General features: G+C 59.0%; 12 protein-coding genes and 1 riboswitch. Of the genes, 6 read left to right on the top strand and 6 right to left on the bottom strand.

Annotated features, from left to right (window positions below):
- The first annotated feature begins 160 nt into the window (after positions 1 to 160).
- A riboswitch (TPP riboswitch) is annotated at positions 161 to 264 on the top strand.
- From thiM to ACE03M_RS04540, 5 genes are all read left to right on the top strand, one after another.
- Positions 252 to 1,133, top strand: a complete 882-nt coding sequence (gene thiM / locus ACE03M_RS04560) for a hydroxyethylthiazole kinase (protein WP_485932903.1) — start codon at positions 252 to 254, stop codon at positions 1,131 to 1,133. It overlaps the preceding riboswitch by 13 nt.
- A complete protein-coding gene (gene thiE, locus ACE03M_RS04555; RefSeq protein WP_485932902.1) occupies positions 1,130 to 1,900 on the top strand; it encodes a thiamine phosphate synthase in 771 nt (256 codons plus the stop codon). The genes thiM and thiE overlap by 4 nt, the downstream gene beginning before the upstream one ends.
- Complete coding sequence (thiD, locus tag ACE03M_RS04550; protein WP_485932901.1) at positions 1,897 to 2,763, top strand: bifunctional hydroxymethylpyrimidine kinase/phosphomethylpyrimidine kinase; 867 nt, start codon at positions 1,897 to 1,899, stop codon at positions 2,761 to 2,763. Before thiE ends, thiD begins: the two co-directional genes overlap by 4 nt.
- A 94-nt stretch (positions 2,764 to 2,857) precedes the next feature.
- Positions 2,858 to 3,589, top strand: coding sequence for a TenA family protein (locus ACE03M_RS04545; protein ID WP_485932900.1), 732 nt, complete (start codon positions 2,858 to 2,860; stop codon positions 3,587 to 3,589).
- Positions 3,590 to 4,510: 921 nt separating this feature from the next.
- Complete coding sequence (locus ACE03M_RS04540) at positions 4,511 to 6,394, top strand: HNH endonuclease signature motif containing protein (protein WP_485932899.1); 1,884 nt, start codon at positions 4,511 to 4,513, stop codon at positions 6,392 to 6,394.
- 200 nt (positions 6,395 to 6,594) lie between these two features.
- On the opposite strand, the gene ACE03M_RS04535 is transcribed toward ACE03M_RS04540, so the two are convergent.
- The 6 genes from ACE03M_RS04535 to ACE03M_RS04510 form a co-directional block, all read right to left on the bottom strand.
- A complete protein-coding gene (locus tag ACE03M_RS04535; RefSeq protein WP_143924035.1) occupies positions 6,595 to 7,308 on the bottom strand; it encodes an IclR family transcriptional regulator in 714 nt (237 codons plus the stop codon).
- Positions 7,309 to 7,353: 45 nt separating this feature from the next.
- The gene (locus tag ACE03M_RS04530; protein ID WP_485932898.1) at positions 7,354 to 8,490 is read right to left on the bottom strand and encodes a CaiB/BaiF CoA transferase family protein; all 1,137 of its coding nucleotides are present in this window, start codon (positions 8,488 to 8,490) and stop codon (positions 7,354 to 7,356) included.
- 77 nt (positions 8,491 to 8,567) lie between these two features.
- Positions 8,568 to 9,848, bottom strand: coding sequence for a TRAP transporter large permease (locus ACE03M_RS04525; RefSeq protein WP_485932897.1), 1,281 nt, complete (start codon positions 9,846 to 9,848; stop codon positions 8,568 to 8,570).
- Positions 9,845 to 10,369, bottom strand: a complete 525-nt coding sequence (locus ACE03M_RS04520; protein ID WP_485932896.1) for a TRAP transporter small permease — start codon at positions 10,367 to 10,369, stop codon at positions 9,845 to 9,847. Before ACE03M_RS04520 ends, ACE03M_RS04525 begins: the two co-directional genes overlap by 4 nt.
- Before the next feature lie 20 nt (positions 10,370 to 10,389).
- Positions 10,390 to 11,472 carry a TRAP transporter substrate-binding protein gene (locus tag ACE03M_RS04515; protein ID WP_485932895.1) on the bottom strand — a complete coding sequence of 361 codons (1,083 nt, stop codon included), beginning with the start codon at positions 11,470 to 11,472 and terminating at the stop codon, positions 10,390 to 10,392.
- 114 nt (positions 11,473 to 11,586) lie between these two features.
- Entirely contained in the window at positions 11,587 to 12,285 is a 699-nt protein-coding gene (locus ACE03M_RS04510) for a FadR/GntR family transcriptional regulator (protein ID WP_485932894.1), read from the bottom strand.
- Positions 12,286 to 12,491: 206 nt separating this feature from the next.
- Between ACE03M_RS04510 and ACE03M_RS04505 the strand changes: the two genes are divergently transcribed.
- Positions 12,492 to 13,661, top strand: a complete 1,170-nt coding sequence (locus ACE03M_RS04505; RefSeq protein ID WP_143924030.1) for an acyl-CoA dehydrogenase family protein — start codon at positions 12,492 to 12,494, stop codon at positions 13,659 to 13,661.
- Positions 13,662 to 13,714 lie beyond the last annotated feature (53 nt).

The raw sequence follows: 13,714 nt of genomic DNA, 5'->3' as shown, positions 1-13,714 counted from the left end.
CTCCCTGGAGTCTGCTCTCGAGGCTCAGCTCTGCTGTCGATGAAACCTGTCCCTCGCCGAGGTGGGGCCGAGGTTCCAGCCCGGCGCTCCCGGGGGCGCCGCTTCGGCACTCCTCGGGCGCCGGCATCGGCGGTGCTGGGACTGAACTGATACAGTCGTGGGCAATGACATGGGGTGCCTGACGCCATTCGCGTGAGGCTGAGAGAACACCCATCGAACCTGATCTGGGCCATACTAGCGAAGGGATCGTCATGGTTGACTTCGACCTGCGTTCTGCCAATGCACGACTGCGTGCGAACAATCCACTCATCCAATGCATCACGAACACAGTTGTGCAGCAATTCAGTGCCAACGTGCTCCTGGCCATCGGCGCCGCTCCGGCGATGCTCGACCACGACGCCGATTCCGCACAGTTCACCCGTATCGCCAGTGGACTGCTGGTCAACTTCGGCACCGCGACGAACCAGCAGTTCCTCGCCGCCGACGCCGCCATCGACGCAGCCAACGAAGACTCCAAGCCATGGGTGCTGGACCCGGTGAGCATCGGAGCCGTCGACTTCCGCACCACTCGAATCCGCCGGGCAGCGAACTCTTCACCCACAGCCATCCGCGGAAACGCCTCAGAGATCGCAGCCCTGGCCGGCATGGGTTTGGGCGGTCGAGGTGTGGATTCCACAGACGAAGTTGATGCGGTGATTCCCGCCGCGGCCGCACTGGCCCGGTCGACCGGTGCGATCGTTGCCGTCTCAGGACCAAGGGACGCAATCGTCGCTCACATCGACGGCGCCGATCGTGTCGTCCGTCTCAACGGGGGGCACTCCTATATGCCACTGGTCATCGGCACAGGGTGCTCTCTCGGCGCAGTCACCGCCGCCTACCTCGTGGACGCAACGACCGCCTCGGCGAGGTTCGAGGCCGTCGTTGCCGCCCACGCTCACTTCAAGATTGCTGGTGAAGCTGCCGCTGAGGGAGCACGCGGACCCGGCAGCTTCTCCGTGAACTTCCTTGACGCGCTGCACACGGTATCGGGCGAGGAGCTGGCTGGACTCCACGTCGAAGTAGGTACGGCCGAAGTAGGCACGGCCGCTGCAGACAGAATCGAGGCCGACGTGATCGACGGAGCACAGTCATGAGTCCCTCAATTCCCGAGGTGGATTCCCGCCTGGCCGGAATCGACGCCCGCCTGGCCGGAATCGATACTCGGCTCTACCTCGTCACAGACTCGGCCCAGTGCCGAGAAGCCGGACGCAGCGTTGCCGACACAGTCCGCGAAGCCGTGGCCGGGGGAGTGGGGATCGTGCAGGTCAGGGACAAGGACATCGACGACGATGCGTTCTATACGTTGACCCGCGAAGTCATCGCTGCCGTCGACAGCGCGGTGGCCGACAGTGCGAGCGTCGACTCCGCTTCGGCAGGCACGGACCGCTGGGTGCCCGTCGTCCTCAACGACCGCGTCGCCGTCGCCCAGCGCCTCCTTGGCGAAGGTTCGCGCGTCCACATCCACGTCGGTCAGTCGGACACTCCGGTCGAACAAGTGCGCGAACTCATCGGCTCCGAACCGCTCATCGGGCTCTCGGCGGCCAACAGCACCGAATTCGCGGCCGCTCGGGACTCCGGTGTTGTCGACCTCGTCGGAATCGGACCTGTCTACGACACCACGACGAAGTCCGATGCACCCGATGGGATCGGGCCGGACCGCCTCGGCGAACTGGTGAGTGAAGCAGGACTTCCGGCGGTCGCCATCGGAGGAATCAGCACTGCTCGTGCCTCCGAACTGCGCGGCCGGGGACTGGTGGGGATCTGCGTGGTCTCTGCCATCTGCCGTGCCGAGGATCCGCGTGCTGCAGCCGAGGAACTGCTCGCGGAGTTCGGTGACGGACGTACGGAGGCAGCGCGATGACCACGCGTCCACCCATCGCACTGTCCATCGCCGGCACCGACCCCAGCGGGGGAGCCGGCATCCACGCCGACCTCAAGACTTTCACGGCACGCGGGGTGCTGGGCACCACGGCCATCACGGCACTGGTCGCGCAGAACACGCACGGCGTCTCGCGGGTCTACGGAATCGACGATGATTTCGTCTCGGATCAGCTCGACAGCGTCCTGGACGATATGCCCGTCGACGCCACAAAATCGGGGATGCTCGGCTCACGGTCCCTCGTGGAACTCGTCGTCGCGCGAGCGGCCCAAAACCAGCTGGGCTTCTACACCGTGGACCCGGTCATGGTCGCGACCTCCGGGCACCGCCTCCTCGAGGTCGATGCCGTGGCCGCGGTCCGTGACCACCTGCTGCCGGTCTCCGACCTCATCACCCCGAACCTGCCCGAGGCGGCGCTGCTGATCGGTGACGATGAGCCGGTGGCGCAGAATCCGCAGGAGATGTTGGCCCAGGCCAGACAACTTGTCGACCGTGGGCCTCGCGCGGTGCTGCTCAAAGGCGGGCACGCGATCGAGGGTGACGTCGCTGACGTTCTCGTCACCGCCGAAGGCACGGTCACCGAGTTCACCCACCCGCGAGTGGCGACCCCGAACACCCACGGCACCGGGTGCACATTGTCGGCCGCGATCACCGCCGAGGTGGCTGTGCTCAAACGTGAACGTGCAGTTGACGAGGTGGGCTCGGATCTGCTCCACGAAGCCGTCGACAATGCCCTGAACTATCTGGCTCGGGCGCTGGAGTCCGCTGCGAGCTGGCAGGTCAGCCTGGATCCGAAGGGCGCACACGGTCCCGTCGACCACCAGGTCGACATCGTCCGCCGGTAGAACAACCAGCTGCACACCCAGATCAGCTTGCCATCCGGGAACCGCACAATGTCGCTTCGGGACCGCTGTGGTCCCTTGAACATGGGAGATATCAATGACGACAGACTTTTCCGCAGGGCCACAGACCACTCAGCTGTGGGACCGAGTGCGGCCAATAGTTGAGGAGATCGAGAGGCTGCCTTTCCTCGGCCAGCTGGCCGACGGCAGCTTGGACGTGAAGGCGTTCACGAACTACATCATCCAGGACGGCATCTACCTCACCGGCTATGCCAAGGCGATGTCGTTCCTCGCTGCGCGCGCCAACGACCGTGATGAATCACGATTCTGGGCCAGCTCCGCAGCCGAAGCGATCTCGGTGGAAGAGGAGATGCACGGAGAGCTGCTCGCCGATTCCCGTCTGGCCGCAGCCCACGAGGACCTGGTCAACAGCGGGGCCGGATTCCGAGCCTCACCGACGACCATGGGATATGTGTCCTACCTCGTCGCCACGGCCGCCAGCCGCTCCTACGGCGAAGGTGTGGCCGGAGTGCTCCCGTGCTTCTGGGTGTACGCGCACATGGGCAAGGTGCTCGTCGAGCGGGCAGGAACGATGAGCGCGGACCACCCGTACCGGACCTGGGTGCAGACCTATGACTCACCCGAGTTCGACGAATCGACCCGGCAGGCTGTCCAATTGCTTGAACAGGAACTCACCAATGCCCCCGCCGAGGTGGCCGCACAGATGCGTGCCACCTTCGAACAGGCCTGTGTGTACGAGCTTCACTTCTGGGCCTCGGCGCATGCGCTGCAGGACTGGGACGCCGGAGTGTTCGTGCCGCAGAGCTGAGCACCTGGTCGGGTGCGTTGAACCAGAACCAGAAAGCGACGCCGATGAGGACCAAGAGCGACGTAACTCCTAAGAGCAAGGCGGCGGTTCCAGGGCGTCGGCTCGGGTCCGGCTTCGTTGAGGAAGACACATTGCAAAGCTGTGGGGTTCCGGGTGCGGGGTGTCGCGCGTCGACTTCCGGTTAGCAGGCATCGGCAATCCCGTTAAGTCAGATCAGGCTGGGTGGTTTCCTGACGGTCCGTTTCTGCCCGGGGCCGTGGGACCCAACGAACCCATTGCGTGCCATCCGCGACGCAGAGTGGTCCACAGGAGAACATGGTCGACTTCCATCAGGGGCACGCGGTCGTGCCTCGGACAGGCAATTCGTCCGACGAAGAAAACAATCGTGGCGAAGCACACCCCGATGACAAACAGAATAAGCAGATCCATGACGGCCTCCTCACGCCCGTATCGAATTCATGTCTCCATTTTCCACCCGGGTAGAAGAGAAAGATAGGGCCACCTTGCAAGAAGTGGCCTGCGTGCCGCACTCGGTTCCTTATGTACGTTTGCCCACGAGATCTTCGTCCATTTTTTTGGAAGCAGGAGCAGGAAGTTTCGCCGGTCATGCCGGTGAAATCGTCAATCCTGGATGGGGGTGCTGGCAGTGGCATTGATGGTTTTAGTGAGCGGGCGCAGTTGCAGCCATCACCCGCCCACCCAAGTCGGAAGCGACCGTGTGGCCGCGATAATACTTCGACCGATTGTGGTTTTACTCTCTGACCTGGGGTGTTGCGGGTCCTGTCTGGTTTTTGAGTCAACAGTGAATACGATAGTCAAATAATGATCGAAGATAAATCGAAACTAAAGGTGCAAAGAGGTGAAATGAATGTATAATTGAGAGAAGAGCAACAACGATGTTGGCGAATGGACTTCAACACCATGACTCTCACCCCCGACCGCACCCCAGGACACCCAGAAGAGCGTGACCCACGCCCCGGACCCGATGATGCTGTGGCGGGGAAAGATACGACTGATGCTTTGTCTTCTGTGGGAAAGCCGTCGTCGTCGACATGGGGACAACAGTCACTGTTCGACCAGCTCAAAGACTCCAACCTCGACCTCACCGGCCACCCACTCGCGGGCAAATTCGAATCCCTCGCAGCCGTACCCACGGATGATCCACGTGAGTCGAATGATCGCGGTCAGGCGAGCGAGGACGTCGAGCCGGCCGCCAGCGCTTTGGAAACAAGTGGTTCGGAAGCCAGTGTTTCGGAGACAAGTGTTTCGAAAGCTGGAGTCTCGGGGGCCACCCAGGCCACCCAGAGCACTCAGATCACCGAGAACACTCAGACCACCCAGGACACCGGTCCGGTGGGTGGCGATGGCAGTACCCGCGGTCCCAGCAGCCCGAGTCCTCATCCTCTGCTCTCGAGCCAGGAGTGGGCGGATCTGTCGCGGTTCGCTCCCGAAGTCACGACCAGTCTCACCGCGCTCAGTGGACTCAAAGACGGGCTGCGGACCTTCGACCGTCCGATGGGGCCAGCAGATGCGATCACACTCATCGACGGGCTCGAGGCCCTGGGCCGGGTCAACGAGGCGTTGTCTACTCTGGCTCTGGCCGTGTGTGAACGAGTCGGAACACCGTCTGATTACGGGGCGAAGACGACGAAGGCCCTCATCCAAGACAGGTTGAACATCACCAGCCGGGAGGCTAACCGGCGTACCGATATGGCCAAAAGCCTTGGCGGAAGAGTCACTCTCACCGGGCAGGCGCAGCCACCCCTGTTCCCCAGGGTCGCTGATGCCTTCAACGAGGGCAGACTCTCAGCCGATCAGGCCAGAGTCATCAAAGACTGTTTGAAGAAGCTGCCCACGTGGGTCAGTCAGGATGATCGTGATTATGCTGAAGCGACTCTCGTGGACAAGGCCCCGAGTGTGCGGGTCCATGACCTGATGGCGATCTTCGCACGGATCCTGGCCCATGTGGATCCCGATGGTCAAGAGCCACTAGATGCCACGGATCGGACCATGTACAAGGTCACGATGCATGCGCGTGGCAATGGTGATTGGGAGATCTGTGGTCTCTTGGACCCGGTTACCGGTGGTGTCCTCAATGGGTTGCTGACGGCGAGAACCACGGTCGCGACGAGCGTTTTGGACAGTTCAAGTGTCGGTGGGACCGGTACGGAGTCTGGTGTCCTCGAAGACGGGACGCTCGTTGATATGACGGTGCAGCGATTGTCTGCTCAGGAGTGGATCTATGAACGCTTTGTGACTTTGATCGGGCGCATTGATATGACGCGGACCGGTCAAGGCTCGCCATATGCTCTGGTGGTCACGGCGAAGGCTGAGGATCTTGCCACCGGGACTGGTGTTGGGGTGACGGGGACTGAGAATCCGGTCCCGATGAGCGAGCTGGTTCGTCATGGTTTGAACGGGGCGGTGTTCTTCGAGCTCGTCTCACACAAGGCGAAGACGATGCAGGTGGTCACGGAGAATCGGTTCGCGAATGCCAAACAGATCGCGGTTCTCACTGCTCGTGATCAGGGGTGTACGTTCCCCGGTTGTGATGCTCCGCCGGGGTGGTGCGATGCCCACCATATTGTCGAGTGGGCGCAGCAGGGCAAGACGGATGTTAATAACATGATGTTGAGTTGTTCTGCTCATCATCATTTGTTGGATCGGTCGGAGTGGGAGACGGTGATGCTCAAAGACGGTAGGCCGGCGTGGGTGCCTCCGGCATCGGTTGATCCGGCTAGGCGACCGATATTGCATGCGAGGTTCGTGGCTGAGGAAGTCATCGACACACTCTTCAACGAATGAGTGAGCTGGGGTGAGCTCCGCAGTCACGAGACATGTGGTCTTCGCTCCGTTGGAGGTCGGATATTGTCGAGTGGCTTTGTGGTGAAGAAGAATTCCCCTGGGAAGGCAGAGCGAAGGTCTAGAGAGGAATCCGGCTTCGGCTGATCTTCTAGGCAGCAGCTGTCTGGTCGTACTTAATGTGGAATTAGACGATCATAGGTTTAAGGTTGTCCGAATCCCGCACCGTTGAGCAGCTCACGCGCAATATCTCCGTAGTGTTGGAGGTGTGGTTCAGTTCGGGTGATTGGGCCAGCGATTGTGATCGCTGCAGTGAGCACCGAATCGACGAATACTCCTACTGCGGTAGCGGCCACGTCGGGTACGGTCTCTCCACGATTGAGCGCGGTTCCGGAGGACCTGATTCCAGGCAGTTCTGCCTGCAAATTGGACCGTTGGTCGGGCTCGAAGCCAGCGAGCAGTTCCTCGTCTCCGGGTTTTGGTTGCAATGCGAAAAACAGCTTCCCTGAAGAGGTCGGTAAGAGGGGGCGCCTGACCTTGAGTTGCGGGACATAGCAGACTTCATAGTCGGCGGGCAGACTGTGAACGTAGACAACGGAACTGGCAACACGAACAGCAACGGTCACGGTCTCACCAGTACGAGCGGATATCTCTTCAAGTACATCCTCAATGAGCAGCACAACCGAGTTCTCTGCTGGACCGAGGACATGCGCGACGCCGGTGCCGAGGACGTAGCCGTCGTGGACTTCATCGAGATATCCTTCCGCACATAATCCTCTGACGAAACCGTAGACGCTGCTCTTGGGAGCTTCGAGCTCACGTGCGAGAGTCGCCAGGCTCACTGCTGTGGCTCCCGATCGGGCGACCGACTCAAGAATTCGAACAATACGATTCACCGTACGATGTGTCGATGTCATGGACTCTCTCTTACCGGATAGTGGTGTGAGAAACAGCGTACAGAGTCAATTCGAGTAGCCGATCATTTTGAACACCTCGGCGCGATCAGCATCGATTGCCGATGTCTCTTTTACCGGGGGGCGTGGATAGTCGACGAAAGTGAGTGGTGATCCTACGTGGACGAAGTCGCCTTCCTTTGAATGTGAAGCACGCGAGAACATTGACGAGGCCCCCAGATATTCGTCAGTTGGTATGTCCTCGACCCTCATGACCTTTTGAACAGGGATTGAGTAGGGTTCGCATTCTTCCCGGATCTGCGTACACGTACGTGTCGCGGCATACTCGGCGAGAACAGACTCATAGACTCGCGGGTTACGAGTTCTTGCTTGATTGGAAAGTAGATCTGGGTGGTTCAGATAGTCGGGCCGGTCGATTATCTTGCAGAAATCAGACCAGTTCTTATCTGTATAGGGCATTACACACATGAAGCCGTCGAGAGCCTGGTGCGGCCTGTGTTCGGGGGAGAGCACACGCGACCATCCGACATCTCCGCGGGGCGGGGAGTAAGTCTGGCCACCAAGGTGTTCGACCAACGTGAACGCCGCCATTGTTTCGACCATCGGAACATCGACCCACGTGCCCTTTCCGCTCGCCTGCGTCTTGAATAGAGCCGCCAAGACAGCTTGGACCATGGTCATTCCGCAGACTTTGTCGGCCACGACATAGGGAGAATAGCTTGGCCTTCCATCCCGCAAGCGGTATGTATCTGCGACACCAGACCCTGCTTGGATGATGTCGTCATAGGCTGGTCGATCTCCCATGTCGGTATGAGACGAGAAACCTTGTGCCGTGCAAAGAATAGCTCGAGGGTTCAGTCGTCGGACATTCTCCCAATTCAGCCCGTAGCGACGACGTCGACGAGGAAGCAGATTGGTGATGATGACATCCGACCAACTGATCAGGTGTTCGAGGACCGGCTGATCTGATTCGGCTCCGGCATCTATCTCAATACTGTGCTTTGAAGCATTGAGGTTCATTGACAACACGCTATCTCCGGAGCCCCCGCCAAGGCCGATTCTTCTGCCGATGTCCCCGCCCGGTTGCTCGGCTTTGATCACTGTGGCACCAAGATCGGTAAGAATCTTTCCTGCATACGGCGCCATGATGACCGTTCCCAATTCAAGAACCTTCAAACCGTCCAAGACAGGGCCGCTAGATGCTGACTGATCAGACGTCTCCGGAGTTGATCGAGTTGGAGCGTTGTTCACTGGCTATATCCTCATTTCACGCTTGTTGTCAGAAACAATGACAGATCGGGAAACACGAATATCAGAGTCGTGACGATGAGCATTGCGATGATGAAGGGAACCGAGCCCATGAAAACGGTCTCGACTCTGAGTCCAGCTGCGCGAGACACAACAAACGCGTTGAGTCCCAAGGGCGGTGTGATCAGCCCGATCTCTGCAAGAAGAATGACGATCACGCCGAACCAAATCGGGTCGAAGCCGAGTGCTTCGACGACTGGAAGCGTCACCGGAACTGTCAGAGCGATGATTGCCATCTGGTCCATGAAGAAACCGAGCACTAGATATATGAAAGCAAAGATGACGATGATGAGGATCGGGGCGATCGCTAGACCCTGGACAAATTCCACAACTGTCGGAGCGACCTGAGTTTGTGTAAGGAAGATCCCGAACACATGTGCCGCGAAGACGATGGAGAGAATCATCGCACTGCTGGAGACACTGCCCACAACAGCGGACTTCAGGTTTGACCAGGTTGCTGTCTTCATCCACACCATGAGGAGGAACCCGCCTAAGCATCCGAGGGCTGCGGCTTCGGTGGCGGTGGCGATCCCGAGAAAGACCGTTCCTACGACCACGGCGAAGAGGAAGGCGATCGGCAGTAGACCCTTCAAGGCCACGAGCTTGGCCTTCCATGAAGTGGGATCGGTTGCGGGAGCATGCCCACGCAGACCCATCACCCAGACTGTGATTGCCAGTCCCAAGCTCATGAGTATGCCGGGGACGACGCCTGCGAGCAGGGTCTTGCCGACGCTGGTTTCAGCGGTGATGGCGTAGAAGACCAGCAGGATACTCGGCGGAATCATCGCGGCAAGTGTGCCTGCGCTTGCGACCGTTCCACTGGCAAGTCTGGCACTGTACCCCTGCTTGAGCATTGTTCCTGTAGAAGTGTGGGCAAGTGTGGCGGCCGCGGCTGTTGAAGATCCAGACACCGCTGCGAATCCTGCGCCCGCCAGCACTGCTGCGATACCGGTTCCTCCGCGAAAACGGCCGATCAGTGTGCTCGCCGAATTGAACAGGGTGTCCAAGACCCCACTCTTGAGAACGAGATGGGCCATGAGGATGAAGAGCGGGATCGCAGCGAGTGAATTGCTGCCGACTGAGCTCATAGGTATGACTTCGAAGACTCCGATGAGGTTCTCGCCACCGCCCAACCACAGCAGACCGATACCAGCAGCGCCGAGGATCGCGAAAGGAATAGGGACCTTGCTGAGGATGAGAACCAGGAGAATGACACTGATAGTGATGGCGATCATGATTCTTCACCCTCGGCGGCGGGGGCATTGGTTGATGGTGAATCTGAAATGACGTTGGGGGTGTCGAGGATAGCGACAACGAACAGGGCCGCGGTGCCCACTGGCTGGCTTAGCTGCCATATCCATGTCGGAATCGGAATCTCGCTTGAACCCGGTGGCGGGGCATCGCCGAGAGTGAAAGAATCGACAACCGTCACCATTCCTCCGTAGGTAAGCGCCGCAGCAATGAGGAGGAGTAGTAGATGACCGATGATTCGGGCACCAGTGCGCCATGCGACCGGAAGCCTGTCGTAGATGAGCTCCGCAGTGACGTGCCCCGCGGTCAGATATAGCCACGGCAGCGCAAGGAAGACGGACATGGGCATGAAGATCCGCTCAACTGCGCTGATATTCCAGCCAAGAGGATTGGTGAAGACATAGCGCATCAAGGTTTCGGTCAGCATGACCAGTGCCATGGCTACGATCGCCACACCGGCAAGTGTCACGCTGATGACCTTGATTGTGTTGATCGTCCTCTGCATCGCCGAGCTGTGGTCACGATTCATTTCGAGTTCCCTTCGTATCGCGCGATGAGGGCTTCGTAGTCGGAGAGCACCTGTGAACCCGGCTTGCCGATCGAATCCATGTTCTCGGCCCACTGCTTGCGCACAGGCGCCAGCTTGTCTTCGAACTCCTTCATTCCTTGTGCATGCGGTCTATTGAAGTCGACCCCGTCCTCTGTGATCGTGTCGATTGCTGCCGGAGTCTTGCTATTCACCGCCCGGCACAAGCTGTTCTGTGCATCGTGGCCAGCTTTTTCGATTCGATTCTGTAGAGCAGGGTCAAGATCGGTCCATGTTTCCTCGCTGATGACATAGGGGATCGCGAATGCACCGATGTTCAGCCCCGTCGTCGAGTGGCCGAGAACCTCCTGCAACTTGTATGGAAGCACGCTGATGAAGGGGAAAGCTACGCCGTCAACAGTTTTCCGGGACAGCGCTTCATACGCTTCTGATGCAGGCATGCTGACGGCTGCCGCGCCGAGGTCAGAGAGTGTCGCGTCGAGCGCTCCGCCGGAAGTTCTGATGTTGAGCCCGCGGAGATCCGAAGGAGAATTGATCTGGCGGCTGACCGTCAGAATCTCGTAGCTGGGGAGCACAGAGACCCAGAGAGGACGCAAGCCGCGCGGCGCATATTCCTCTTCGTAGAGGATTCCTCCAGGGGACATCATGTCGAAGAGTGCTTGTGCGCCCACGCAGGAATCCTCAACCATACCTGGCAGATCGGAGACACTGGACAACGGAAGCTGATCAGAGAGATATGCCGCCGAGGCGGGTGTGATGTCAAGAACTCCCGATCGGTTGAGAGACACCAGGTCTCGCGGAGTTCCCATTTGTCCTGCCGGGTAATACGAGAAGTCCGCCGTCTCCTTTGAATCGCCGTCAGATCCGGTGCCTCGGTGTGAGACTTCGTCCATGAAGACGCTGACCCCGGAGTCCGCGAAAATATGGGTGGGCGCATAGCTGTCGGCCAGTGACAGGGTTGTCTTCTCCGTAGTTCCTGCCGGGGCACAAGCGCTCAGTGCCGTTGACGCAAGAATGACGACGGATAACAGTGCCGCTATGGCCCGCGTACGTGACTTCATTACACCTCCATTGGTATATGCGCACTAGACGTACGTATAAACGAACACTGTAGACGAAAAGCGACCAGCCAACAAGGGTATTCTCGCCGGCTGGTATTCGGGTGGTCAGTGGTTTCAGCGCTCGGAGGATAGTTGGATGTGAGCCCGTAGGTGCTTGCGCATTGCGTCTGCTGCGCGGAGGCCGTCACGGGACTTCACAGCAGAGAAGATGTGCTCATGGGCTTGTACTAGTTCCCGAAGTTGACCTGGTCCGAGAAGGTGGGGGTCGTCGGTGAGCGCTTCGATGGGGCCGATGAGTCCTTTGAGGATTGCGGATAGGGCCTGATTGTGGCTTCCCAGGGCTATATGAAGATGGAAGTCTGCATTGGCCCGCAGGAACGCTGGTCGGTCGGTTGGGTTGCCCACTGGGCGAATTGCCGCGGTCATCTTTGATTGGATTGCCGAGAGCTTGTCCAGTTCCTCCCTGCTCATCCGGGTTGCAGCGAGTTCGGCGCAGTGAGGCTCAATGGCTAGTCGAGTTTCCATCAGATCACGTTCCGCGATTCCTCCGGTACCGATGACCAGCTGTAGAGAGCTCGTTATTGAGTCCCCTTTCGGGGTGGTGACGAAGCTGCCGCCGTTTCTGCCGATCTTTCTCTGGATCATCCCTTCGGAGGCTAACGCCTGTAGACCAGCGCGGATTGTGCTGCGGCTGAGTTCGTAGTGCACAGCGAGCTCGCGTTCTGCGTCGAGCCTGGTCCCCGCGGGCAGGGTGCCTTCGAGAATTCGTGACCGTAGCTCGGCGACGAATCTGGATGTCTCGGTCGTGTTCATAGAGTCTCTCTTGTGTCTGACGGGGTCCTCGGCTACATTCTATATTGGTCCTACCAAATAATACGTAGTGGAGCACAATGCGCCACGAAATGCGCGGAGGCCCGGATGAGAAGTTCGAATCTAGGCGCCGAGCACGATTCGCACGCAGCAATCGCATACGTCGACTTGCCCGACTGTATGGCAGCGAACTAATCGAGGAGATGACGATGGCGGATTTCGCCTTGACCGATGATCAGTTGATGGTGCGCGAAGCCGCCCAGGAGATCGTCGGCCGTTTCGACGACGAGTACTGGGCTGATAAGGATGCCAACCATGAGTTTCCGACCGAGTTCTACAATCTGTTGGCGGAAAAGGGGTGGCTCGGGTTGACGACGCCGACCGAGTACGGCGGGCACGGCCTCGGTATCACTGAAGCGACGCTGCTGCTGGAGTCAGTTGCTGCTGCTGGAGGTGCGATGAATGCGGCAAGTTCAATACATATGACGATCTTCGGTCTGCATCCAGTAATCAAGCACGGCAGCGAGGAACTCAAAAGGTCCAATCTGCCTCAGATCGCTGAGGGCAAGATACATGTGTGCTTCGGTGTGACGGAGCCTGATGCGGGGCTTGATACGACCAGGGTGACCACCTTCGCGAAGCGACGTGGGGACGAGTACGTCGTGTCGGGTCGCAAGGTCTGGATTTCGAAAGCCATGGAATCAGACAAGATTCTCTTGTTGGCGCGCACAACGAGACGGGAGGACGTCGCGAAGCCGACGGACGGCATGACACTATTCTTCACCGATCTGGATAGAGACCATGTTCAGATCAATCCGATCAGGAAGATCGGGCGCAATGCTGTGTCCTCCAACGAACTTGTCATCGAGGATCTCGTCATCCCGGACTCGCATCGAGTGGGTGAAGAGGGGAAGGGATTCAAGTACCTTCTGGATGGGCTCAATCCGGAGCGAATGCTTATTGCGGCCGAGGCTCTGGGGATCGGTCGTGCTTCGCTCGCTAAGGCGGTCAAATATGCAAATGAGCGAGTCGTCTTCGACCGGCCGATCGGGATGAACCAGGGGATTCAGTTCCCCTTGGCAGATTCCTTGGCGAAACTTGACGCTGCCGAGCTTGCCCTAAGGAAAGCCACGTGGACCTATGACCAAGGGCTGTCCAGCGGGCGTGAAGCGAATACTGCGAAATACCTCTGTGCTGAGGCGGGTGTTGACGCAGCGGATCGTGCTGTTCAGGTCCACGGTGGAATGGGTTATTCCGAGGAATACCATGTGGGTCGGTACCTGCGTGAGGTTCGTTTGATGAAGATTGCGCCAGTGAGTCAGGAAATGGTGCTCAATTATCTTGGCTCGCACGTTCTTGGGATGCCACGTAGTTACTAAGCTGTATACCGAATTTCGTCGGGCTGCGAGAGAGGCGAGTCTGCAGAATTTCT

The organism is Brevibacterium sp. AGC70 (assembly GCF_057334195.1).
This window is presented reverse-complemented; position numbering and strand designations above follow the sequence as displayed.

What these genes read in the sequence shown, in the direction of transcription:
- ACE03M_RS04540 (WP_485932899.1), top strand. Translation starts at nt 4,511, where the DNA reads ATGACTCTCACCCCCGACCGCACCCCAGGACACCCAGAAGAGCGTGAC.
- ACE03M_RS04515 (WP_485932895.1), bottom strand. Translation starts at nt 11,472, where the DNA reads ATGAAGTCACGTACGCGGGCCATAGCGGCACTGTTATCCGTCGTCATT.
- ACE03M_RS04520 (WP_485932896.1), bottom strand. Translation starts at nt 10,369, where the DNA reads ATGCAGAGGACGATCAACACAATCAAGGTCATCAGCGTGACACTTGCC.
- thiD (WP_485932901.1), top strand. Translation starts at nt 1,897, where the DNA reads ATGACCACGCGTCCACCCATCGCACTGTCCATCGCCGGCACCGACCCC.
- ACE03M_RS04525 (WP_485932897.1), bottom strand. Translation starts at nt 9,848, where the DNA reads ATGATCGCCATCACTATCAGTGTCATTCTCCTGGTTCTCATCCTCAGC.
- thiM (WP_485932903.1), top strand. Translation starts at nt 252, where the DNA reads ATGGTTGACTTCGACCTGCGTTCTGCCAATGCACGACTGCGTGCGAAC.
- ACE03M_RS04510 (WP_485932894.1), bottom strand. Translation starts at nt 12,285, where the DNA reads ATGAACACGACCGAGACATCCAGATTCGTCGCCGAGCTACGGTCACGA.
- thiE (WP_485932902.1), top strand. Translation starts at nt 1,130, where the DNA reads ATGAGTCCCTCAATTCCCGAGGTGGATTCCCGCCTGGCCGGAATCGAC.
- ACE03M_RS04545 (WP_485932900.1), top strand. Translation starts at nt 2,858, where the DNA reads ATGACGACAGACTTTTCCGCAGGGCCACAGACCACTCAGCTGTGGGAC.
- ACE03M_RS04505 (WP_143924030.1), top strand. Translation starts at nt 12,492, where the DNA reads ATGGCGGATTTCGCCTTGACCGATGATCAGTTGATGGTGCGCGAAGCC.
- ACE03M_RS04535 (WP_143924035.1), bottom strand. Translation starts at nt 7,308, where the DNA reads ATGACATCGACACATCGTACGGTGAATCGTATTGTTCGAATTCTTGAG.